The sequence below is a fragment of the Catenulispora acidiphila DSM 44928 genome (genome assembly GCF_000024025.1).
GTDB classification, from domain to species: domain Bacteria; phylum Actinomycetota; class Actinomycetes; order Streptomycetales; family Catenulisporaceae; genus Catenulispora; species Catenulispora acidiphila.
Genome location: NC_013131.1, coordinates 5,896,866 through 5,918,801, shown reverse-complemented (window position 1 = coordinate 5,918,801; position 21,936 = coordinate 5,896,866). Strand labels below are relative to the sequence as shown.

Annotated in this window: 15 protein-coding genes; 6 read left to right on the top strand and 9 right to left on the bottom strand. The window is 70.8% G+C overall.

Translation table 11 applies throughout. The features are described 5' to 3' along the window. Nucleotides 1-257 precede the first annotated feature (257 nt). The 4 genes from CACI_RS25475 to CACI_RS25460 form a co-directional block, all read right to left on the bottom strand. Nucleotides 258-1,163 (bottom strand): inositol monophosphatase family protein, encoded by a 906-nt coding sequence (locus CACI_RS25475; protein ID WP_015793740.1) that lies wholly within the window; start codon nucleotides 1,161-1,163, stop codon nucleotides 258-260. Between the two features lie 37 nt (nucleotides 1,164-1,200). Then, nucleotides 1,201-2,226: a hypothetical protein gene (locus CACI_RS25470; RefSeq protein ID WP_015793739.1), complete on the bottom strand. Its 1,026-nt coding sequence runs from the start codon at nucleotides 2,224-2,226 to the stop codon at nucleotides 1,201-1,203. Nucleotides 2,227-2,315: 89 nt separating this feature from the next. Further along, nucleotides 2,316-4,220, bottom strand: coding sequence for a hypothetical protein (locus CACI_RS25465; RefSeq protein WP_015793738.1), 1,905 nt, complete (start codon nucleotides 4,218-4,220; stop codon nucleotides 2,316-2,318). Continuing rightward, a complete protein-coding gene (locus CACI_RS25460) occupies nucleotides 4,217-4,567 on the bottom strand; it encodes a hypothetical protein (protein WP_015793737.1) in 351 nt (116 codons plus the stop codon). The genes CACI_RS25465 and CACI_RS25460 overlap by 4 nt, the downstream gene beginning before the upstream one ends. Before the next feature lie 104 nt (nucleotides 4,568-4,671). Between CACI_RS25460 and CACI_RS25455 the strand changes: the two genes are divergently transcribed. Next, nucleotides 4,672-5,112: a hypothetical protein gene (locus CACI_RS25455; RefSeq protein ID WP_143765390.1), complete on the top strand. Its 441-nt coding sequence runs from the start codon at nucleotides 4,672-4,674 to the stop codon at nucleotides 5,110-5,112. Continuing rightward, nucleotides 5,113-6,039, top strand: a complete 927-nt coding sequence (locus CACI_RS25450) for a TIGR01777 family oxidoreductase (protein WP_015793735.1) — start codon at nucleotides 5,113-5,115, stop codon at nucleotides 6,037-6,039. 45 nt (nucleotides 6,040-6,084) lie between these two features. On the opposite strand, the gene CACI_RS25445 is transcribed toward CACI_RS25450, so the two are convergent. Together CACI_RS25445 and CACI_RS25440 are read right to left on the bottom strand one after the other, a co-directional pair. Beyond that, the gene (locus CACI_RS25445) at nucleotides 6,085-6,942 is read right to left on the bottom strand and encodes an SDR family NAD(P)-dependent oxidoreductase (protein ID WP_015793734.1); all 858 of its coding nucleotides are present in this window, start codon (nucleotides 6,940-6,942) and stop codon (nucleotides 6,085-6,087) included. Nucleotides 6,943-7,004: 62 nt separating this feature from the next. Next, nucleotides 7,005-7,844 (bottom strand): oxidoreductase, encoded by an 840-nt coding sequence (locus tag CACI_RS25440; RefSeq protein WP_015793733.1) that lies wholly within the window; start codon nucleotides 7,842-7,844, stop codon nucleotides 7,005-7,007. Nucleotides 7,845-8,039: 195 nt separating this feature from the next. On the opposite strand from CACI_RS25440, the gene CACI_RS25435 reads away from it, so the two are divergent. After that, nucleotides 8,040-10,796, top strand: coding sequence for a helix-turn-helix transcriptional regulator (locus CACI_RS25435; protein ID WP_015793732.1), 2,757 nt, complete (start codon nucleotides 8,040-8,042; stop codon nucleotides 10,794-10,796). Nucleotides 10,797-12,178: 1,382 nt separating this feature from the next. Here CACI_RS25435 and CACI_RS25430 read toward each other — a convergent pair. The 3 genes from CACI_RS25430 to CACI_RS25420 form a co-directional block, all read right to left on the bottom strand. Beyond that, nucleotides 12,179-14,890, bottom strand: a complete 2,712-nt coding sequence (locus CACI_RS25430) for an AAA family ATPase (protein ID WP_015793731.1) — start codon at nucleotides 14,888-14,890, stop codon at nucleotides 12,179-12,181. Nucleotides 14,891-14,971: 81 nt separating this feature from the next. Further along, entirely contained in the window at nucleotides 14,972-17,833 is a 2,862-nt protein-coding gene (locus tag CACI_RS25425) for a helix-turn-helix transcriptional regulator (RefSeq protein WP_015793730.1), read from the bottom strand. Next, nucleotides 17,830-18,552, bottom strand: a complete 723-nt coding sequence (locus CACI_RS25420; RefSeq protein WP_015793729.1) for an AAA family ATPase — start codon at nucleotides 18,550-18,552, stop codon at nucleotides 17,830-17,832. Before CACI_RS25420 ends, CACI_RS25425 begins: the two co-directional genes overlap by 4 nt. A 193-nt stretch (nucleotides 18,553-18,745) precedes the next feature. Between CACI_RS25420 and CACI_RS25415 the strand changes: the two genes are divergently transcribed. The 3 genes from CACI_RS25415 (at nucleotide 18,746) to CACI_RS25405 (ending at nucleotide 21,934) form a co-directional block, all read left to right on the top strand. Further along, entirely contained in the window at nucleotides 18,746-19,201 is a 456-nt protein-coding gene (locus CACI_RS25415) for an SRPBCC family protein (RefSeq protein WP_015793728.1), read from the top strand. Nucleotides 19,202-19,445: 244 nt separating this feature from the next. Beyond that, entirely contained in the window at nucleotides 19,446-20,933 is a 1,488-nt protein-coding gene (locus CACI_RS25410) for an MDR family MFS transporter (protein WP_190276632.1), read from the top strand. Between the two features lie 20 nt (nucleotides 20,934-20,953). After that, the gene (locus CACI_RS25405; protein WP_015793726.1) at nucleotides 20,954-21,934 is read left to right on the top strand and encodes an RNA polymerase sigma factor; all 981 of its coding nucleotides are present in this window, start codon (nucleotides 20,954-20,956) and stop codon (nucleotides 21,932-21,934) included. Nucleotides 21,935-21,936 lie beyond the last annotated feature (2 nt).

Below are 21,936 nucleotides of genomic sequence, written 5' to 3'. Positions count from 1 at the left end.
CAGGCAACACCTGCCCGGGACCCCGCGACCTTCCTAAGCTCGATGGACAGGACCGCACCAAGGTCCGTGGGCGGCGGTCCGGCCGACCGTGAGACCCGGCGTCAGCGGCACCGCGTCCGACAGACAACGGACCCGCTGTCAGCCGCCGGGGGGCGGACACCGGGGTCTCGCGCCAGGGGGCCGGCTGGCCGCACCGCTGCCCAGCACCGCGCGTGACCGCGCGCAGCACTCCCCACCGCACAAGGGGAGCCGCGCGGTCACGCGCTCGGGGGAGTGGGGCGCGCCGCGATATCCAGGATCTGCTGGTGAATGCCGCGAGCTGAGAACAACGCGGTCCGCGCGTCACCGCTCCGGTGATCGGCCAGATCGCTGTACGCACCGCCCGCCTCCTCGACGATCGGCACGAGCGCGGCGACGTCCCAGGCGCCTGCACCGAGCAGCAGGAAGGCGTCGAGGCGCCCGGTGGCCACGAGCAGCGCACCATGGCAGGTTCCTGAGCCGGTGGAGGGCTTGCGAACCGGTGCGGTCGGCGTGAGCGAGCTGGACCAGTCCAGTGAGGGAAGCGTGGTCCGCGCGCAGGCCGCGAGAGTGGCGGCGAGCTGTCGGCCGCGCGGGTTGAGCCGGGCAGGCGGAGGCCAGATGCCGATCGAGGAGTCACGCAGATCAGTGGCCGTGTTCACGGCGAGGCGGGTTGGCGCCGCAGCCGGATCCATGGGCAGGTGGGCACGAGGCGCGACCGGACTCATCGGCAGGCCGACGAGCGGCGCCCGCGGATCCATCGCCAGGTCGAGGTCAGTACTCATCGGCAAGCCGGCACTCCACGCTCCACCACCACGCGCCGCCCACCACCGCCTCCCGCACGCCGCAGCCGTGACCACCCCGACCGCGACCGCATCCCCACTATCCAGCGCGATCAACGTCCCCCACTCCGGCTCGCCGGCCACGAAGCTCGCAGTGCCGTCGATCGCATCGACGATCCACCGGCGCCGCCCAACACCCCGCGCCCCGAACTCTTCGCCAAGGAACGCATCCTCAGGACGCGCCTCGCCGACCAGCGCGCGAAGCGTGCGCTCGATCTCGTGATCGGCGACGCCGACCGGACTGCCGTCACTCTTTGCCCGCCAGGCCACCCCGCCGGCCTCGAAGTGACGCGCGCCGATCACATCGGCGCGGTCAGCAAGCCGGTGCGCAAGCGCGAGATCAGCGCCGATACATGAAGTTATACGTAGCACTGTTCAAATTCCCCGGCCCGACCTTGCCCCCGAAACTGACATCGACGTCGTACACCGCCGTCGAGTGTCCCTGCAGCGTGGCGCCGTAGTTCTGGCCCGGGTTGCCGTTGAAGCCGTTCTGGATCTCCTGCGGCGACAGGCCCAGGGCGGCGGCGTCCGCCAGCAGGTTCGCCTTCAGCTGGTCCATCGTCGTCGCGGTGGTGGTGAAGCTCGTGCGCAGAGGCTGGCCGATGCCGCGGGGGTCGGCCACGGTCTTGCTCTCGGAGGTCGAGGTCACCTCGGTGACCTGGCGCTGGATGGTGCCGGCGGGGAGCTTCAGGTGCACGCTCAGGGTCTTGCCGGGCTCCGGGTTGAGGTCCGTGCTCGGGTAGGTCGGGAGCATGGCCAGGTCGTCGCGGGTCGGGAGGCGGGTCAGGTCGATGGAGACCACGCCGTCGTGTTCGATGCGGTCGCGGGCGGGGTTGTGGTAGATGCCGAAGTTGAAGGCGTATTGGACGTCGACGTGGCCGTCGGCGGCGGGTGCCTGCATGGTGACCGTCACCGACAGCCAGTCGTGGACTGCGCTGTAGTCCGTGCCGGACTGGTATGTGGCGCTGGGCGCGACGGGGATGCCGAGGGTCGGGGCGTCGGCTGCCACTGATGCCTGCGCGTCGGAGAGCTTGCCGAAGGTGCGGGTGACCACCAGGTCCACCGGGGGGCGCCGGTGGTCCGGGTCGTCATTGATCAGGGGGTTGCCGCCGTCGGCGCTGATGTTGTAGGCGGGGATGTGCAGGGTGCCGGTGGGCAGGATCAGGGTGGTGGCGATCGGGGCGCCGTTGGCGGTGGCGAAGCCGGCTTGGTAGGCCACGAAGTTCTGACCGGCCGGGTAGCCGAGGTCGGCGCGGGTCGGCGGGTGGCGCAGGTCGATCGTCAGCTTGCCGTCGTGGACCGCGGTGCCCGGCGCGTGGGAGCCGCCTGCGCTCGGCGGGGACGCGGCGCCCGAGGACGTGCTCATGTTCTTACAGCCTCCCAAGGCCAGGATGAGGCAAACCAGGATGGACGCGGCGGGACGGGCGGTCACAGACTTCACGGTATCGGCCGCCGCTACCAGGGGAGGTCAAGGCCGGGGGTGAAGTGGTGGTCCAGCTTGATGTCCCAGTCCTTGGCCAGCAGGTCGTCGGCGATGGTCGGCCAGCGCGCGGACAGCCGCTGCTGCGCGATCCGGTCCTGCACCGGCGTGGCGACGATCTGCCGGGCCAGGTTCGGATCCTGCTGCAGCAGCTTCTGGTACGCCGGGAGCGTGTCGTGCGTGACGTAGTCCCAGCGGTCCTGCGTGTTGGTGATGTTGAAGTCCGGCAGCGGTGTCGTCACATGGACCCCGACCGTCTCCTTGCCGACGACCACCGGGACGCTGACGTCGCCGCCGAAGGTGATCGGCCGGTACTCCCCGGGCGTGTGCGTGCCCGGGATGGACGCCGCGCCGACCGTGGTCATCATGTACGTGAAGGCCTTGCCCACCGGTCCGTCGTGGTTGTACATCTGGTTGTACTGGTCCTTGATCACGACGTTCTGCTCGCGGTAGAGCAGCGTGCCGTTCGCGTCCATGACCTGCTGCGGCGTGCTGTGCGGGTTGGCGATGACGTGCCAGGCGTTCGCGGTCTTGTCCGGCGGGACGTCGCCGGGGAACAGCCCGGCCTTCTGCATCTCGTCGATGTAGGCCGTCTTGTTGTTCGGCGGCCCGGCCAGATACGCCTCGTGCGCGGCGGCCTGGTCGAAGAAGATGTGCTTCTGCATCGCCAGGAACTTGGTCTCGAAGTACTTCAGCTCGGTGGCCGACATCTGGCCGCCGGCTGCGGCCAGCTGCTGCAGCTCCGGCGGCAGGGACTCGCGCACCGCCGCCGGCAGGCCGTCCACCTTCGTCGCGAAGTCCTGCGCGAACTTGCGGAACATGTCGATGTCCATGAACCCGCCGGCGAAGGAGGGCCCGATCATGTTCGCCATACCGGCCCACTGGAGCTCGGGATGGTCCAGGAACAGCTTCCCGTAGTACGTGTACACAGCCTGGATGTTGGCCATGTTCGGACCGGTGCCGGCCGCCGGGTCCCACTCGTTCAGGTCGATGCCGGCGTGCTGCGCGGCGGTGGCGACCCAATACTGGTCGAGCAGCGTCTTGTACTGCTTGGGATCCACGTTCTTGGACCGCAGGTCGTCCAGGACCGCTTCCAGCACCGACGGATCGATCGGCAGCTCCGGATTGACGCCGCCGTTCTGCTCCCCGTTGGGGTTGACCAGCGGCAGGTTCAGGACCGCGGACTCGACGGTGGCGGGGTTGGTCAGCTGCGACAGGAAGGCCCGCTGCTGCCCGTCCAGGGCGGTCCAGTGCTGGTTGGACACACCGTCGCCCTCGGCGACCGCCTTGATCTTGCGGGCGGCGGCGGACGCGCTGGTGTCGTGCAGGTGCGCGGCGTCGGCGACCCGGCGCACCGCGGTGTTCCACTCCTGAGCCGCCGTCTGGTACTTGCCCCAGTGCGGGTCCACCGGGGACATCGGCTTGGCGGAGGGCACGGTCGGGGCGAAGGGCACCCGGACGCCGGTGAAGGTGGCGCCGAACTCCCCGCTCGGGTTGTAGGTGTAGCCGATGGCGGCGAAGTCGGACTCCGCACTGTCGCCGAGACTCTTGGCGCTGGCCGCGTTCGTCTGCGCGTGCTCCAGGTCCGGGATGTAGGCCTTCAGCGCGTCGGCAGCGGTCTGATACCGCGAGACGATCTTGGCGAGTTCGGCGGCGAGGTTGTCGCAGCGCACCTTGAACGCCGTGCCGGAGTCGGAGTCCCAGAATTCGTCGACACACAGGCCGGTCAACGCCTTCGACACCGACGCCGCTTGCGAGGCGATCTTCGTGTACGCCGTCACATGCGTGGACAGCGTCCCGGCGTTGCCCTTGGCCGGATCGCCGTTCGGGCTCAGCGGCCACCAGCCGTCGCCGCCACCGCCTCCCTCGGCGGGCCTCATACCGGCATCCGGCGGCCGGTGTGCGGCGGCGGGGCGGGCGTCTCGGCCTTGGTCAGCGCGCCGTTCACGGCCTGCGCCAGGTGCGTGTCGGTGGCGCTGAGGGTGGCCGCGGCCGCCTCGGCGACCTGTCCGAGATCGTTCAAGTCGCTCAACAGGTTCGCCTGCCGGATCGTCCAGTTGTCGGAGAACTCGGCCAGCGCGGCGGCCAGGTCCGCGGCACCGGCCTCGGTCGTGAAGTCCCCGACCGGGTAGTTGAACGCTTCATTGAGCTGTTGGGCCAGGCCGTGAAGTGTTCCGGTCAGGTCCTGTATCGCTCTCAGATCGGCTCTGAGATGGTCGCCCATCATTCACCCCGTGTGATCAACCTGTGTACGTATCAGTCCCCTGAACCCGGGAGGTTAGCAGCGTTTCGCCCTCGGCGACATAGGTTCGATGGCGTACTGTGCCGATCGTGATTCTCGAAGCCGTCTACCTCCTGCCGGCCGCGGTGTGGACCGGCTCCATGACCTACAGCCTGGCGCTCGTACAGCCGCGCAGCGCGCAATTCTTCACCGACGACGACCAGCTCGAGGACTTCATCACAGTCCTCGCACACGGCAACCGCTGGCGCGTGCTGGCGATGGCGGCGACGCTGATCGCGAGCGCCGCGGCGATCATCGCGCTGGGCCCGTGGGCCGGGGCGCGGGTGGTCTACGGCATCGCGCTCGCCCTGGACGTCGCGGCGACCGCCGTCTTCGTCCATGTGTCGTGGCGCCACTGGCCGGCGCGCGTGTTCGCACTCCCCGAGGAGCGCCCGGGCTTCCGGCGCAAGCTGCGGATCAGTGCACGCGCCATCTTGCTGCTGGTCGGATCCGGGTTCGTGCTCACCCTGGTCGCGAGCGTGGGGCACTAGGTGCGCGTCCTCATCGCCGGATCGAGCGGGCTGATCGGCGGCGCGCTGAGCTCGGCCTACCACCAGGACGGCCATGACGTCGTCCGCCTGGTCCGCCGACCGACGCAGAACCCTGACGAAGTGCGATGGGACCCGGCGAAGCCCGATCCGCGCCTTCTCGACGGCGCCGACGTGGTCATCAACCTGGCCGGCGCTCCGCTCGGCGACCGGCGATGGAACGCCGGCTACCGCGACCTGATCGCCGCCAGCCGCATCGGCACCGCCTCGGCGCTGGCCACGATGGCGGCGCGCGCCGCGAGACCGCCGGCAGTCCTGCTCTCGATGTCCGGGATCAGGTACTACGGCGTCGATCGCGGCGACGAGGAGCTCACCGAGTCCAGCGCCGCCGGCAGCGACGGCTTCCTGCCGCTGGTCACGTCGCGATGGGAGGCCGCGACCGGTCCGGCTGCCGACGCTGGGGTGCGGGTCTGCCACCTGCGGACCGCTCTGGTGCTGTCCGCGGCCGGCGGCTTGGTGCCGCGGCTGCTGACGCCGTTCCGGTTCGGCGTGGGCGCGACGCTGGGTTCGGGCCGCGCGTATTGGAGCTTCCTGACATTGCACGACACTGTCGCGGCCATTCAGTTTCTGGGGGAAAGCCCGCAGTGCGAGGGTCCCTACAACCTCTCGGCGCCGATTCCGGTGCGTGCGAAGGAGTTCACGAAGGCGCTGGCGTCGGCGGTCGGCAGACCGGCGCGGCTGCGGCTGCCGGTGTGGGCGCTGCGTATCGGGGTCGGGCAGATGGGCCCGGAGGTGCTGGGCAGTCTGCGGGTCCTGCCGGAGCGGTTGCTGGCAGCCGGATTCCGTTTCCGGGACAACGATATCGAGACTGCGGTACGCCAGGCGCTGGCCGGGCACGGGCATGGCCTCACGCGCTCGTCGAGCATGTGAGGCCATTGCGTCAGCGGGGTGTCTCAGAGGTGACTAAGAGGTGTTTCAGAGGACCGCGTTGTCTGCGCTCCCCGGGAAGTCCGTGCTCAGCGCCACGTCCTTGCCGGCGTCGAACTCGGCGCGGAGCTGGTCGAGCTTGACGCCGATGCGGCGCTGCGCGTCGCTGCCCAGGACGACCCAGTGGCGGGGTTGGGGCGCCGTCGCCTCCGCGTAGATGACCTCGGCGGCTCTGTCGGGGTCGCCGGGGAACATCTCCGGGGACAGGTTGCCCAGCATGGCGCGGAAGGCGCCGGCGGTCGCGGCGTAGTCCTCGATCGGGTCGCCGGAGGCCTTGGTTCGGTGCTCGATGCCGGTGCGGAAGGAGCCGGGCTGGATGATCATCGCGTGCAGACCGAGCGGTGCGATCTCCTGCCACAGTGCCTCGGTGAAGCCTTCGAGGGCGAACTTGCTCGCCGAGTAGTAGCCGTTGGCCGGGAGGCTGGCCAGGCCGTCCATCGAGGAGACGTTGACGATGACGCCGGAGCCGCGGCGGCGCATGCCGGGGAGCACGGCGCGGGTCAGCTCGACGGCGCCGAAGAAGTTGACCTCGAACAGCCGGCGGTAGTCGGCCTCCCGCTGCTCCTCCAGGGCGCCGACGAAGTCGATCGCGGCGTTGTTCACCAGGATGTCTATGCCGCCGAAGCGTTCCTCCGCCAGCCGGACGCCCGCCGCCCGCAGCCCGGCGTCGGTGACGTCCAGGCGCACGGCCAGCGCGGTCTCCGGGTAGCGGGCGGCCAGCTCGGCGGTGGCGGCGGTCGAGCTGGCGACGACCACCGCCTGGTCGCCCCGGGCCAGAACGTGTTCGGCGAGCGCCTTGCCCAGGCCGCTGGAGGCGCCGGTGATCAGCCAGGTTTTGCGGTTCATGAAACGGTCTCTTTCGGTGAGTTTGTTGGTGAGTCTGCGAGAACGGGAGGAACGACGGCCGCTCATTCCCCGGGCGGGAAGTCGGCGGCGGCGCTGGCGTCGGCCCACTTCCGGGTCTCCTCCGCACGCGCCTCGCCGGCGGCCAGGGCGCTGGTGACGGCTTGCGCGCCGAGCAGGAGGCGGCGCGGCGGGTCGTCGTGCCCGACCACATCGATGATCACTCGCGCGGCACGGACCGGGTCGCCGGGCTGGTTGTCGCTGTTCTCGGCGCGGTAGGCGTTCATCGCCCCGACCGTGGATTCGTAGTCGGCACCGACAGCGTGCAGCTCCATCGACGAGCCCTGCCAATCAGTGCGGAACGCACCCGGCTCCACAATCACCACCTTCACCCCGAACGGCGCCACCTCCGCAGCCAACACCTCCGAGAACCCCTCCACCGCGAACTTCGCACTCTGATACGCACCCATCCCCGGCGTGCCACCCACCCGGCCACCCACCGAAGAAAACTGCACAAACACCCCCGACCGCTGCGCCCGCAACACCGGCAACGCCGCCCGCGTCACATTCACCACACCGAAAAAGTTCGCCTCGAACTGACCCCGGAAATCCGCCTCAGCCATCTCCTCAATCGGACCACTGTTGGCAAACCCGGCATTGTTCACCACCACATCCAGACGCCCGAACTCCCCCACCGCAGCAGCCACCGCAGCCCTGGCCGCCTCGACGTCGGTCACATCCAACGCCGCAGTACGCACCAAGGCGCCATAGCGCGTGACCAGATCCGCCAACTGCTCCGGACGCCGCGCCGTCGCCAAAACCTGATCCCCACTGTCCAACACCGCCTCGGCCAGACCCCGACCGAAACCCCGGGACGCCCCAGTGATCAACCATGTGCGAGCCATGTCAAATTCCTTTCATCTTCATCGCCAGCTCCGACAACCACCAATGTCGCCTCCGCGGCATCGCCGGGACATCAGTCATCTGGCGCTGAGTCAGCCGCGTCACTCGCGGACGGCCCATCCGTGCAGCTCAACCACCTCCGCGCGCTCGTAAGATGGCCTCAATCTCCTCCGGGAGGAACCCACGCCGGAGGACAGATGCCGCAAGACGCGAAACACCAGCTGCTCGGGCGGAACCGCGAGCTGGAGACCCTGGACCGGCTGCTGCGCGAGGTGCGCGAAGGCCGCAGCCGGGCCTTGGTGCTGCGCGGGGAAGCCGGTATCGGCAAGTCGGCGCTGCTGGACCACCTCGCCGAGCAGGCGGCGTCGGGGCGCGTGGGACAGCTGCCGCCGGTGCGGATGCAGACGGTCCGGACCGCCGGCGTCGAGGCCGAGTCCGACTTCGCCTACTCGGCGCTGCAACATCTGTGCGCTCCGCTGCTGACGCACCTGGACCAGCTGCCGCAGGTGCAACAGGACGCGCTGCGCGTCGCCTTCGGGCTGAGCGCGGGCAACGCACCGGAGATGCTGCTGGTCGGCGTGGCGGTGCTCGGGTTGTTCGCCGAGGCGGCGACCGGCGCCCCGCTGCTGTGCCTGGTCGACGACGCGCAGTGGCTGGACCTGATGTCCCAGCGCATCCTCGCCTTCGTCGGACGGCGCCTGGACGCCGAATCCGTGGCGCTGGTCTTCGCCGAGCGCGTCACCGACAAGCAGACGGAGGACGGCTTCTCCGGGCTGCCCGCCCTCAGCATCGGCGGGCTTGGGGACGCCGAGGCGCGGGCGTTGCTCGATGCGGTGCTGCCCGGTCCGGTCGAGGCCCGCGTCCGGGACCGGATCGTCGCCGAGACCGGCGGGAACCCGCTCGCGCTGCTGGAGCTGCCGCGCGGGCTGTCGGCGGCGGAGCTGGCGTTCGGCTTCGGCGGACCGGGCTCGGCGCCGCTGGCGACCCGGGTCGAGGAGGGTTTCCGGCGGCGTGTGGAGGCGCTGCCCGCCGAGACCCGCACGCTGCTGCTGGTCGCGGCGGTGGAGCCGGTCGGCGACGAGCTGCTGCTGTGGCGCGCGCTACGCCTGCTGGAGGTCGGACCCGACGCCGCCGCACCGGCGCAGGCCGCCGGACTGCTCAACCCCGGCACGCCGCTGCGCTTCCGGCACCCGCTGGTGCGCTCGGCCGTCTGGCACGGCGCGGACGGAGCCACGCTGCTGGCGGTCCACGCCGCCCTCGCCGAAGCCACCGACGCCGATCGCGACCCCGACCGGCGCGCCTGGCACCGCGCGCACGCCGCGCTCGGCCCGGACGAGCAGGTCGCCGCCGACCTGGAGCGCTCCGCCGACCGTGCCCTGGCGCGCGGCGGCCGGGCAGCCGCCGCCTCCTTCCTGGAACAGGCAGCCGCGCTCAGCCCGGATCCGTCCGAGCGCGCGCGGCGAGCGTTGGCGGCGGCGCAGGCCTATCTCAAGGCAGGACTGCCATACCGGCTGCCGGACCTGCTCGCCGCCGCCGAATTGGGTCCGCTGAGCCCGTTGCAGCAGGCCGATGCCAACCGGCTGCGCGCCAAGGCTTCGGCCATGACCAACTCCGGGCTCGGCGCCGTTCAGCCGCTGATCGACGCCGCGCGCGGTTTGCGGGACCTGGATCCGGCTGCCGCGCGCGAGACGTGCCTGGCGGCGTTCGGCGCGGCGATCTGGGCCGGACGGCTCGACGCGAGCGGGATGCGGCGGGCCGCCGAAGCCGCTCGCGAGCTGCCGCCGAGCGACGATATGGGAGGCGTCTTCCTGCGCGCCTTGACCGCCTGGAGTCTGGAGGGACCGGTCGCCGCCTTCCCGTTGCTGGAGCAGGCGCTGAGCACCCTCACCGACGACGCGGACCTGGCTGACATGTGGCCGGCGGCGAATGCGGCAGTCGAGCTCGGGGACTTGCAGGCCTGGCTGAGCGTCACCGAGCGCGCGGTCGGCTTCGCTCGGCGGACCGGAGCATTTTCGATCCTGTCGACGGCGTTGCCGTATCGGGCAGCCTCGCTGGGGTATGTCGGACGCCTTCCCGAAGCCTGGGCACTGCTGGCCGAGGCTTCGGCGACCGAGGAAGCGGCGGGTGCGGCGACCAGCCTGGTCACCACGGCGTTGCTCAGCGCGTATCGGGGACGGGAGCGCTCGGCGCTGGACGTGATCGACGCGATGGAACGCGACGGCGAGCAGCGCGGTCTGGGGCGGCTCATCGGCATGGCGGCGTGCTCGCGAGCGGTGCTGCACAACGGTCTGGGCAACTATCCGCAGGCGATGGAGTCCGCGCTGCGCGGCATGGAATATCAGGACCTTGTCGCCTACCGCTGGACGTGCAGCGAACTGGTCGAGGCGGCGAGCCGCGCCGACGGGGCAGCCGCGGCGGCACAGGCCCGCGAGCGGCTCAGCGACTGGAGCCGCGCCGGCACACCCTGGGCCCTCGGCGCCCACGCGGTCGCCGACGCCCTCGTCGGCACCGCCGACCAGGCCGAAGACCGCTACCGCGAGGCCATCGCGCACTTCACCGACGGCGGCCTCGACGTCTTCGTGGCCCGCACCCGCCTGCTCTACGGCGAGTGGCTACGCCGCCAGAACCGCCGCGCCCACGCCCGCGAGGAACTACGCGCGGCACACGAGGCATGCGTAACGATCGGCCTGGAGGCCTTCGCCGAACGAGCCCGCAGAGAACTACTCGCCACCGGCGAGACCGTGCGCAAGCAGACCATCGGCACACCGGTCCTGACACCCCAGGAAGCGCAGATCGCCCGCCTGGTGACCGCCGGCCACTCGAACGCCGAGATCGGCGCACAGCTCTTCCTCAGCCCCCGCACAGTCGAATGGCACCTGCGCAAGATCTTCGTCAAGGTCGGAATCTCCTCACGCCGTGAGCTGGACGGCGCCCTGTCGGCGGGGGAGCGCTGAGGGCGGGGACGGGCTTTGGGGGCGCGGCTGATTGATATGGGGTGGGCTGCGGGGCGGGGCGGTGCGCAGGTTGGTTGGGTTGGTGCGGTTGGTTAGTGGGTTTCTAGAAGCCTTTTACGTCTTCGAGCATGGTTTGATGGCCTCGCAGGGGGCGCGGTTCGGTTGAGTGTTTCTGGGCGGCGCTGGCGGCCGGCGGTTGTTCGTGTTCACGACCGCGCACCGGTCCGAGTCACTGCGCATGCGTTGGGGTTGGCGGGTCGCGGCCGCGTTTGAGGGGCACCAGAAATCAAGGGCGGGGCCTCCGGCGGCGCCTTCGCGGCGAGCGGCACTCGCTCCGGGGAGGGGGCGCCGCGTTGTTGGGCGGCGGTCGTTGCTTGTGGTCGCCTTGTCCCGGATTACCCGTCGCGTCGTCGCCGTAAACGGAATCTTTTCGGCCTGGCGGTATCAAGTCGCATCACTTTTGCTGTGGTCGAGAAACGCCCGACTTGACACCGCCAGTCCGAAAAGATTGGCAGAGCCCGCCGACGCGACGGGGAATCCGGGACACAACCCCGTATGGTGTGGAGGATCCACCGACGTGGGTGCCAGGCTACTGCTTCACCTACTCGCCGACACCTTTTGGGAAAGGCAGTTGCGCCTTTTGCCGGCATCGCGCCGGGACTGGAAGCCTGCAAGTGGTGAGCATTCTGCGATAGGCGGGGGACCTCCTCCCCACAAGGGTGTTGTCCCGGATCCCTCGTCGCTGTCGGCGGGCTCTGCCAATCATTGTGGACTGGCGGTGTCAAGTCGAACGAAACAGCACCACAGCAATTGCGATCCGACTTGACTCCGCCAGGCCGCAATGATTCCGTCTACGGCGACGACAGCGGCGAGGGATCCGGGACAAAGGCGACCAACATTCGAACCGCCGCCGAGCAGCCCGACCCGGCCCGACCCCCCGTTGCGGAGTGCCCCCGCCGGAGGCGCCTGCCCTTGACCTTGACTTCAGGTGCCCCTCAAACGCGGCAGACACCCGCCAGCCCAAACGTGTGCGCAGCGACTCGGACCTACGCGCGGTCGTGTCGCTCCACCACCGCCGGCCGCCAACGCGGCCTAGCTACCCACCACCGAACTACGCCCCCTGCGAGGCCATCAAACCATGCTCGAAGACGTAAAAAGCTTATAAAAAACCACAAACAAACCGCACCAGCCCTCGCCTCGCCCCGCCCCGCCACCCACACATAAGCTATGAGCGCCCCTTTTTACAGCTTCGCGCACGGTTTGAATGGCCTCGCAGGGAACGCAGTTCGGTGAAGGATGGCTAGGCCGCGTTGGCGGCCGGCGGTTTGTGAAGCAACACGACCCCAACCCATCCGCAAGCCAGAAGCGCCAGCTCCCGCGCCTCACGGCAGCGCCGTGCGCAGCTCCTTGCGGGAGCTGATGCCGAGCTTGGTGAACACTTTGCGGAGGTGCCATTCGATGGTTCGGGCGCTGAGGAAGAGTTCGGCGCCGATTTCGGCGTTGGAGCGGCCTTCTCGGGCGCGGCGGGCGATTTGGCGTTCCTGCTCTGTCAGTTCCACGGTGGGGGTTGTGGTGGGCTGCGGGACTGATATGCCGGAGGCGGTGAGTTCGGCGCGGGTTCGGTGGGCGAATGCTTGGGCGCCGATGTCGGTGAAGGTGGTGTGTGCGGTGGTCAGGTGGGCGCGGGCGTCGGGTTCGCGTCCTTGGCGCCGCAGCCATTCGCCGTACAGCAGGTGCGCGCGGGCTAGGGCGACCACGCCGTGGCTGCGGCCGAGCTTGTCGATCGCTTCGCGGTAGAGGGCGTCGGCTGGTGGGCCTTCGGCGAGTAGGGCGCGGGAGCGTGCCTCGATGCCTGCGCCCCAGGCGGTCCCGCTCGGGGTCGTGGTTCGGGCCAGCCGCTCGAGGGCGTGCTCGGCTTCGTTTCGGTCGCCGCAGCGGATCGCGGCCTCGATCCACTCGCTCAGGGCCCAGGAGGCGAAGGCGGTCTCGGTGAGGTTCGCCGCCGCGAGCGCTGCGGCGTCCTTGGCCTGCTCGAACGCGCCGAGGCCGTTGTGGAGCACGGCGTTGGTGTAGTTGATCAGGGTGACGCCGAGGCCTTCGCCGCGTTGGGCCGCGGTGGCCTCCGCGGCCTGGATGAGAGCGTGTGCTTCAGTGTCGCCGCGCCAGGCGGCCACGGCGGCGGCGTCGTAGGCGGGGCGCGCGATGCCGGTGGCCTCGGCGACGGCTTCGGACTCCTGGAGCAGGTCGGCCGCGTCCTGGAACCGGCCGGCGTGCAGACAGGCGGCGATCCGCTGGGTCAGCACGACCGGCAGCATCGTCAGCGCGCCGGAGGCCCGGGTGTGCCGGACGTTCAGCGCGGTGAGCGCCTCCCAGGCTTCGTCGTCCCAGATCTCGTAGGCGCCGTGGGCGGCGATGACCAGCCAGCGCGTCGCCTCCGCCACCGGCAACTCGTCGCGGCGGAAGGCGTCCAGCGCACGCCGCACCAGCGCAGTCCCGGCGGCGTGGCCTTCGGTGAACAGCACGGCGTAGGCGTCGAGCAGCTGGTCCGGAGCGTGCGGGTCCGCGCCGGCCGAGGGCGCCGTCAGCGCGGCGGCGGCCACGTCCGCGACGGTCGCGCGGTCGGCGTAGCGACCGGCCATCAACGCATAGGCGAGGGCGTCCAGATAGTTCTCGCGCGAGAGCACCGGGTCGAGCCGCTCGAACCGCCGAGCCGTGTCCAGCAATAGAACCGGCGCTTGTGCGGAGTCCCCGGTGGCGAAAGCCATGTAGGCGCGCAGGTGTCGGACCTGAGCGGACCGCAACTCGTCGGCAGGACCGGCTTCCACCTTGTCGAGCAGGACACGCGCACCCTCCGGCGCCCCCGCGTGGTACTTCGCCTGCGCGGCGGCGAGTTCCCGATCGGCGCGCACCGCCGGATCGGCCGTCAGCGACGCCGCGCGTTCCAGGAACGCAGCCGCCGCAGCCAGACCGCCCCGGGACTGCGCGCGATCCGCCGAGGCTTCCAACTCCAGCGCGACAGCCTCGTCCTGGTTCTCCGTGGCGTGCGCCAGATGCCAGGCACGCCGGTCCGGATCGGCTTGAGCCGACGTCGCCTCAGCCAGAGCCCGGTGCGCCCGCCGCCGGGCCTCCGCCGACGCCGAGCGATACACAGCCGAGCGGACCAGACCGTGGCGGAACGCGGTCCGCACACCGATCGCGAGCAGATCCACCTCAGCCGCCGGCCGCGCCGCTTCCGGACTCAGCCCGAGGCTCGCGGCGGCACGCCAGACCAGCACCGGGTCGCCGGTCGAGTCGGCGGCGGCGAGCAGCAGCAGGTCCTGGCAATCGGCGGGCAGCTCCGCGATCCGCCGACGGAAGCTCTCCTCGATCCGCCCCGGCAACGCCGACGCCTCCAGAAAGCCATAGCCGCCGGCGAGGCGATCGGGCGAAGCCAGCGGGAGTTCCAGCAACGCCAGCGGGTTGCCGCGCGCCTCGGCAAGGATCGCCGCTCGGACGCCGTCATCCATCGGCCAGCGCAGCACGGAGTTCAACAGCTGCTTCGCGTCCTCCGAGCCCAGACCCCGGACCGTCAGCTCGGCCAGACCCTGCATGGCAGGGATCGCGCGGCGACTGGCGATCACCAGGAGGATCGACTCGGCACGCAGCCGACGTGCCACGAAAGTGAGTACCTGCGCCGAAGCCTCGTCGAGCCAGTGCGCGTCGTCCACCAGACACAGCAACGGCTGCTCGCGCGCGGCGTCAGCGAGCAGGTTGAGGATGCCGAGTCCGACGAAGAACGGGCTCGGCACGTCACCGGCGCGCATGCCGAAGATCCGCGCCAGCGCGTCAGCCTGCGGCGTCGGCAGCCGGTTGATCCCGTCCAGCAGCGGCAGGCACAGCTGGTGCAAGGCGGCGTAGGGGAGTTCCATCTCCGATTCGACACCGGAGGCGCGCATGACGCGCACGTCCGTGCCGGACCGCACCGCGTGGTCCAGCAGCGCGCTCTTGCCGACACCGGCCTCGCCGACCACCACGAGCGCCGCGCTGCGACCGTCCCGCAACGCCGTCAGCAGGGCGTCCAGCCGCGCGCACTCGGCGTGTCGCCCCACCAACATCGTTGCTCTCCCTGCTGAAGTCGGGCCGGTGTCCGTCGGCTGACCATGGCGTTCACCATGATCATAGGTTCAGTCCGGATCTCACACCTGAGAGACATCCGGAGTGCGGCTCAGCGCATCGCGCAGCGCCGCGCGGGTGGTGATGCCGAGCTTGGGGAAGATGCGATACAGGTGCGAGCTGACGGTGCGCGGCGACAGATGCATCCGCTTGCCGATCTCCTTGTTCGTCAGCCCGCTGGCTGCCAGGTCGGCGATGCGCCGCTCCTGCCAGGTCAGCGAGGCCAGATTCAGCGTCGAGGCGCGCGGCGGCGTGCCGGTGGCGCGCACTTCCGAGCGCGCGCGTTCGCTCCAGCCTCCCGCGCCAAGCCGCTCGAACGCCTCCGCCGCCGGCACCAGGAACTCACGCGCCGCCGCACGGCCCTCGACGTGCCGGACGCGGATGCCGTGCGCCAGCTGGATCCGCGCCAGCTCAAACGGAAACCGCGAGGCCTCCGGATGCGACTCGGCCAGCGTGAACATCTCCGCAGCCTCCTTATCCGACTCCGCGGTCATCGCCAGCGCCCCATACGTGATCAGCGCCAGGCGCGGTGAGATCTCCGGGAGTCCGGCCTCGCGCGCGGCGAGGGCGTGCTGCCGGGCCCGCGCGGCGCGTCCGGTGTGCAGTGCGGCTTCCACCAGGTCGAGCAGCGTGCGCGAGGCCTGATACGTGTACGCCTGGAAGGATCCCGGCGGCGTGATGCCGATGGCGTAGAGGTATGCCGCCTCGTAGTCCCCGGCACTGAGGGCAGCGGTCGCGCCGGCGGAATCAGCGAGCTGAGTCAGGAAGCCCAGACCGCGCGGCCGGGCCCAGGCGTCGACCTCGGCTTGCAGGTCTCTGGCGCGCGCCGCCTGCCCGCGCATCGCCGCCAGCTGCGCCAGGTAGCCGCGGCTTTGGGCGGCGAACAACTCGTGGCCGTGCCCGATCGCCAGCTCCAGGACGTGCCGCCCGATCTGTTCGGCCTCGTCCCATTCCCCGACGGCCATCTGGTCCAACATGATCAGGTGCAGCATCACCATGCCGCTGGCGACCGCGCCGGTCTCCAGCTCGCGGTCCACGACGCGCTGCAGGTAGGGACGGTATTCGCTGAGGATGTCCAGGTGGTAGGAGGCCACAGCCAGCCGCGAGACCTCCCACGGCTCCAGATCTGGCAGGTCCGCGACGGCCCGAGCCACCGGCGCGGCCCAGCCCGCACCGTGCCGGACCACGTCGCTCCAGGTGTTGCTGAACAGCCGGGCTCGCTCGGCCACCGGTTCCTCGAGCGACTCCACGAGATCCAGGCATCGCTCCCAGGTTCCGCTGTCCCCGGTGAATTGGGCGATCGCCAACAGGAGGATCACGAGTCGGGCCAGGACCTCCTCGGACTCGGACCCGGACCCGGACTCGGACCCGGACTCGGACCCGGACTCGGACCCGGACTCGGACTCGGACCCGGACCCGGACCCGGACTCGGACTCGGACCCGGACCCGGACCCCGCTGAACCGCAATCCCGCAGCTTCTCCATCGCGGCGGTGACGCGGCGGTGGGTGGAGCGGACATCGCCGTCCTGATACAAGGCCTGATACCCGGCGGCCAGCACCGCCGCCGGCGACTCCGAGGCGTGGGCGTCCGCATCGGCCTGGACCAGCACGCGCGCTTGTCCGAGGCGTGCGGCGTGCCCGGCGATGAATGCCGCATCCGACAGCCGCCGCGAGCGGTCGCTGTGCGTCACGCTCAGCTCGGCGGCGCGGGTCAGCCAGGTCACGGCGGTCAGGGCGCCGCCGCGCCGGGTCGCCGATTCGGCCGCGGCCTCCAGGATGTCGGCGACGTCCTCGTTCGGGTCGACGGTCGCGGCGGCCAGGTGCGTGGCGCGGCGTTCGAGGTTCTTGCGGTGGACGTGCGCCAGCGCCTCGTGCGCCGCGCGGCGCTGGTTGGGGGTGGCGGTCTGCACGACGCTGGAGCGCACGAGCGGGTGGCGGAAGGTGACGTCGCCGGTGGCCGGATCGACCTCCAGCAGCTTGCTCGCCACCGCTTCGTCGACGTTGTGCATGCGGTAGCGCAGGCCCGCCGCGCCGTCTCCGGGCCGAGAGCCGACGCCGTCCAGGGCGCCCATGAGCAACTCGGCGCGGACGGTGTCGCTGAGGGCTGCGATACGGCCGCCATACAGGTGTTGGAGGCGGCGCGGCAGGGCGACGCCGGGCTGGGCGAAGAAGTCGTCCGGAATGCTGTCGTCCTGCTGAGCGGACAGATGCGCCGGCAGCTCCAGCAGCGCCAGCGGGTTCCCTTGCGCCTGCTCCAATACGGTGTGGCGGGTCTGCTTGCCGAGCTGCGGATAGCGCTGGTCCAGCAGCAACGCCGCGTCTTCGCGCGTCAGCGGGGCGACCGGCAGCTCGGGCAGCGCCGCGGTGTCGAACCGCGAGGCGATGTCGGTGCGTACCGCCACCAGCAGCTTCACACGGCTGCCGGTCAGGCGGCGGCCGACGAAGCCGCAGACGTCCGCGCTGGGGTCGTCGAGCCACTGGCCGTCGTCGAGCACGAGGACCAGCGGCTGGTCGTCGGCGGCGCGACTCAGCAGGCTGAGGACGGCGATGCCGAGCGTCATGACGGACGGCGGGTCGCCTCCCTCGGTGCGGCCGAAGACGGCGTCGAGCTGGCGCCAGGCGCCGTCCTGCGACGGACCGAGCTCGGCCAGCACCGGGTAGAGCAGCTGGTGAAGACCTGCGTAGGGCAGCTCGGATTCCGCCTCGACACCGGCTGCCTGCACGACGCGCTGCCCCTCGCGCTCGGCGCTCGCCGCCGTGTGGTTGACCAGGGCGCTCTTGCCGACGCCGGTTTCCCCGCGCAGCACCAGGGCTTGGCCCGTCCCGGCTGTCACGAACGCCGCGAGCCGGGCCAGCTCCTCGCCTCGCCCCACCATCGTCGTCATGGTCGACCCACTCCTTCCTCGGTCCGGCGCGAGAGCACCACCAGCGCCAATGGATTGCCCTGCGATTCGGCGATGATCCGGTCCCGCAGCGCGGGGTCGATCGGTCCGGGCAGGACCGAGTCCAGCAGCGCGCGGGCGTCGTCCTCGCCGAGGCGTGCCACGCGCAGTTCGGGCAGTCCGGCCAGGAAGCGGCTGTCGGCGGTCGCGAAGACCAAGGCGACCGCTTCGGCGTCGAGCCGGCGGGCCACGAAAGCGAGGACTGCTGCGGACATGCCGTCGAGCCACTGGACGTCGTCCACGATGCAGACCAGCGGTTCGTCGTCGGCGGCTTCGGCGAACAGCCCGAGGACCGCGAGCCCGATCAGCAGCGGTCCGGGTGAGGCGCCCTCTTCCAGACCCAGCGCGGTGGCCAGGGCTGACTGTTGGGCGGCGGGCAGCCGACCGAGACGGTCCAGCAGCGGCGAGCACAGCTCCTGCAAGGCTGAGAAGGCGACCTCGGGTTCGGTCTCCACCCCGGCGGTGCGCACGACCCGACCCGCCAGGGGTTGCCCCGCCAGGTAGCCCAGCAGGGCGCTCTTGCCGACACCGGTGTCCCCGCGCAGGACCAGCGCGCGGCTGCGGCCGGCGCGCAGATCGTGGAGCAGCCGGTCCAGGACCTGCTGTTCGCGGGCCCGGCCGTGCAGCGGCGCTGCTGAGGGATCACTTGTCACGACTGTCACGATCCCCTCCGCCGGCCGCCTCCCGCGCCAGGGAAGAACCCTGGCCGCGCCCCGGGCCCCCGGGACCAGGGCTCCGGTGGGGCCCCGGGTCGGGTCCCACCAGGGTTCGGTACTGGCTCGACGCAGCCCGGCTTCGGCGAGCCTGAATGCGTACCGGACGCGCATCGATTTCAGGAACACAAGGAGACCCGCCATGGCGACCATTCATTTCACCGAGCAGACCCTCGCCACCCCCGAGCAGTTCGTGGCCAGCCTCACCGACTTCGGCCCGGGCCGCCGAGAGCTGTTCCCGAACAGCGCCGACGAATTCCTGGAAGTGCACTCCCAGAGCGATGGCCACGCCGACGTCACCGAGGGCTCCGGCGGCATCTGGGAACGCCTCACCTACGACTGGACCGACCCGCACCGCGTGGTGATGACCACCACCGACTCCAACATCTGGGGCGGCGCCTCCGGCCACACCTACACCTTCACCCCCCAGCCCGACGGCTCCACCCAGCTCGACGTCGTGGTCGTCCGCGAAGGCAAGAACCTCAAGGGCCGCCTCACCGGCGTCCTGCTCGGCGGTCCCGGCAAGGGCGTGCTGGCCAAGGCGCTGAAGAACACGATCAAGGCGGTCGAGGCGCGCAACCAGCTGACGCGGGCCTGAGACGGGGCGACTGCGCGGCGATGGCGATGGTGGACGCGGCTGCGGCATCGACCGCAATCCAGCGGGCTCAGACCCTCGGCGTGCGGGCTTCGAAGGCACCGACCGCCTCATCAATGTAGCCTCTCATTCAGTAAGTGCTACAGTGATGTGACAGAAAGGTGGGAGGTACCTCATGCCGAAGATCCGGCAGTTTTCCGAAAGCAGGCAGGTTTCCACGGCTCGGCCGACAGGTGTGGCCGCGGCGATGAGTGCGCTGGTGCTGGCCGTGCTGCTCGCGTCGTTGGACCAGACGATCGTCTCCACCGCGTTGCCGCGGATCGCTGAGGATCTGAACGGCTTCGACGACATCGCGTGGGTCAGCGCCGCGTATCTGCTGGCCTCGACCGCGGTCACGCCGCTGTGGGGGAAGCTCGGCGACATGTTCGGGCGCAAGCGGCTCTATCTGGCGGCGACGTCGACGTTCCTCATCGCCTCGGTGGCGTGCGGGGTGGCGCAGAATCTGGCCGAGCTGATCGGCGCCCGGGTGCTGCAGGGTGTGGGGGGCGGCGGCATGATCGTGCTGACCTTCGCGCTGGTCGGCGACATCGTCCCGCCGGCCGATCGCGGCCGGTACCAGGGCATGTTCGGGTCGGTCTACGGCGTGGCCAGCATCGTCGGGCCGCTGCTCGGCGGGATCTTCACCGACCACCTGTCCTGGCGGTGGGCGTTCTTGATCAACCTGCCGGTCGGGCTGGTCGCCCTGGTGATCGCGGCGCGGGCACTTCCGAAGGCGACGCGCGGAGCCAAGGCGCGCATCGACTATCTCGGTTCGCTGATCCTGGCTGCGATAGCCACCGGTCTGGTGCTGGTCACCTCCTTCGGCCAGCGCTGGGGCTGGGGTTCGCCGGGCATCGTCGGGCTCATCCTTGCGACCGTCGCCCTGGCCGCCGTGCTGATCCCGGTCGAGCGCCGCGCCGCCGCGCCGGTGCTGCCGCCGGCGATGCTCGGCTCGCGGACCGTCGTCTTCTCCTCGCTGATCGCCTTCTTCGCCAACGCCGCGATGTTCTCGGTGCTGGTGTATCTGCCGACCTACCTGCAGATCGTGCACGGCGTCTCGGCGACGCTGTCCGGAATCTCGATGCTGCCGCTGGTCGCCGGGTTGGTCGTCAGCCAGTCCCTCGCCGGACGCTGGGCCGCGCACGTCGAACGCCTGCGGGTCATCCTGCTCGCGGGTCTGGCGGCGAACCTGGCCGGGCTGCTTCTGCTGGGCACCATCGGCGGCGCCACCAGCACTGTGCTGCTGAGCGTCTACTTCCTGATCACCGGAATCGGCATCGGCATGGTCCCGATGGTGGTCCTGACGACCGTTCAGAACAGCGTGCCGGCCGGCGATCTCGGCGCCGCCAGCGCGGTGGTCACCTTCGCGCGCTCCATCGGCGCCGCGTTCGGCGTCGCGGTCTTCGGCACTTTGCTCAACACCGGCTTCGCCACCGGCACCCGCGGCCTGCCGAGCGCCGGCGGCTTCGACGCCGCCCGCCCCGACAGCATCGCTCACCTGCCGGTCGGGCTGCGCCACAGCGCATTGGACGCTTTCGCGCACGCGACCGCCAACGGCTACCTGTGGATCGCACCCGCGTTGGCGGTCGGCATCGGGCTCGCGCTGTTCCTGAAGCCCGCCTCGAAGATCGCGTCGGCGGATGACAAGGTTGACTACGCACTCGCCGCAGCCGACGACCTGCGCGCGGCTGCCTGACGGAAAGGCTTGGGGAGCACGTGAGCACCGCGACCGCCGGCACGCCCACCGACACCGACACCGACACGGCGCTGGTCCGCGCCGCGCAAACCGGCGACGTCGCGGCACTGGCGCTCCTGCTCGAGCAGCACCGCGCCGGCATGCGCGCCGTGGCGTTGAGCATCCTGGGTCCGGGCCCGGATGCGGACGACGCCATCCAGGACGCGGTCCTGGTCGCGCTGCGCCGGATCGGCGACGTGCGGGACCCGGCCGCCGCCGGGGCGTGGCTGCGGATGATCGTGCGCAACCAGTGCCGCGGGCAGCTGCGGGACGCGCAGCGCCTCGTTCCCCTCGACGAGCTGGCCTCGCACCGGGATTCGGCTCCCGGCCCGGACGAGCTGCTCGAAAACCACGCGATGCAGGACTGGCTCTGGGAGGCGATCGAGCAGCTGTCCCCGGCGCTGCGGCTCACGCTCGTGCTGCGCCACTTCAGCGAGCACGTCACCGCCTACGACCAGATCGCCCGCGTCTGCGGCGTCCCGGCCGGCACCGTCCGCAGCAGGCTGAACCAGGCGCGCGCCAAGCTCGCCGCCGCGCTCGCCGCCACCGCCGAGGCCGCGCACAGCGACGCCCGCACGCGCACCGCCGCGAGCTGGGACGAGGCGCACGACACCCTCGCCACCGCCGAAGCCGGCGAGTTCGGGCGGGTCGTCGCGCAGCGCTGGTCGCCGGACGTGGCGCTGATGTACGGGGGGTCCCGGCTCGGCGGCAGTGCCCTGATCACCCGCGCGATGGACTGCGATCTGGCTGCCGGCGTACGTCAGCGGCCGGTGAAGGTGATCGCCGGCCGGTCGCTGGCGGTGTGGGAGATGGACATCACCAGCCCGCCCGACAACCCCGAACACTGCCCGCCGACCGCGGCGTGGGTCATGGACCTCGACGGCGGCAGGGTCGCGCGGCTCCGGCTGTTCCACCCGCGTCCGCTGGCCGAATCCGTGATGGAGCAACGGCTCGCGGCCTAGGG

Bases quoted from the DNA above. Each gene is read 5' to 3' on its own strand.
- CACI_RS25460 (WP_015793737.1), bottom strand. From the start codon at position 4,567: ATGATGGGCGACCATCTCAGAGCCGATCTGAGAGCGATACAGGACCTG.
- CACI_RS25415 (WP_015793728.1), top strand. From the start codon at position 18,746: ATGGCGACCATTCATTTCACCGAGCAGACCCTCGCCACCCCCGAGCAG.
- CACI_RS25425 (WP_015793730.1), bottom strand. From the start codon at position 17,833: ATGACGACGATGGTGGGGCGAGGCGAGGAGCTGGCCCGGCTCGCGGCG.
- CACI_RS25410 (WP_190276632.1), top strand. From the start codon at position 19,446: ATGAGTGCGCTGGTGCTGGCCGTGCTGCTCGCGTCGTTGGACCAGACG.
- CACI_RS25470 (WP_015793739.1), bottom strand. From the start codon at position 2,226: ATGAGCACGTCCTCGGGCGCCGCGTCCCCGCCGAGCGCAGGCGGCTCC.
- CACI_RS25445 (WP_015793734.1), bottom strand. From the start codon at position 6,942: ATGAACCGCAAAACCTGGCTGATCACCGGCGCCTCCAGCGGCCTGGGC.
- CACI_RS25440 (WP_015793733.1), bottom strand. From the start codon at position 7,844: ATGGCTCGCACATGGTTGATCACTGGGGCGTCCCGGGGTTTCGGTCGG.
- CACI_RS25435 (WP_015793732.1), top strand. From the start codon at position 8,040: ATGCCGCAAGACGCGAAACACCAGCTGCTCGGGCGGAACCGCGAGCTG.
- CACI_RS25465 (WP_015793738.1), bottom strand. From the start codon at position 4,220: ATGAGGCCCGCCGAGGGAGGCGGTGGCGGCGACGGCTGGTGGCCGCTG.
- CACI_RS25430 (WP_015793731.1), bottom strand. From the start codon at position 14,890: ATGTTGGTGGGGCGACACGCCGAGTGCGCGCGGCTGGACGCCCTGCTG.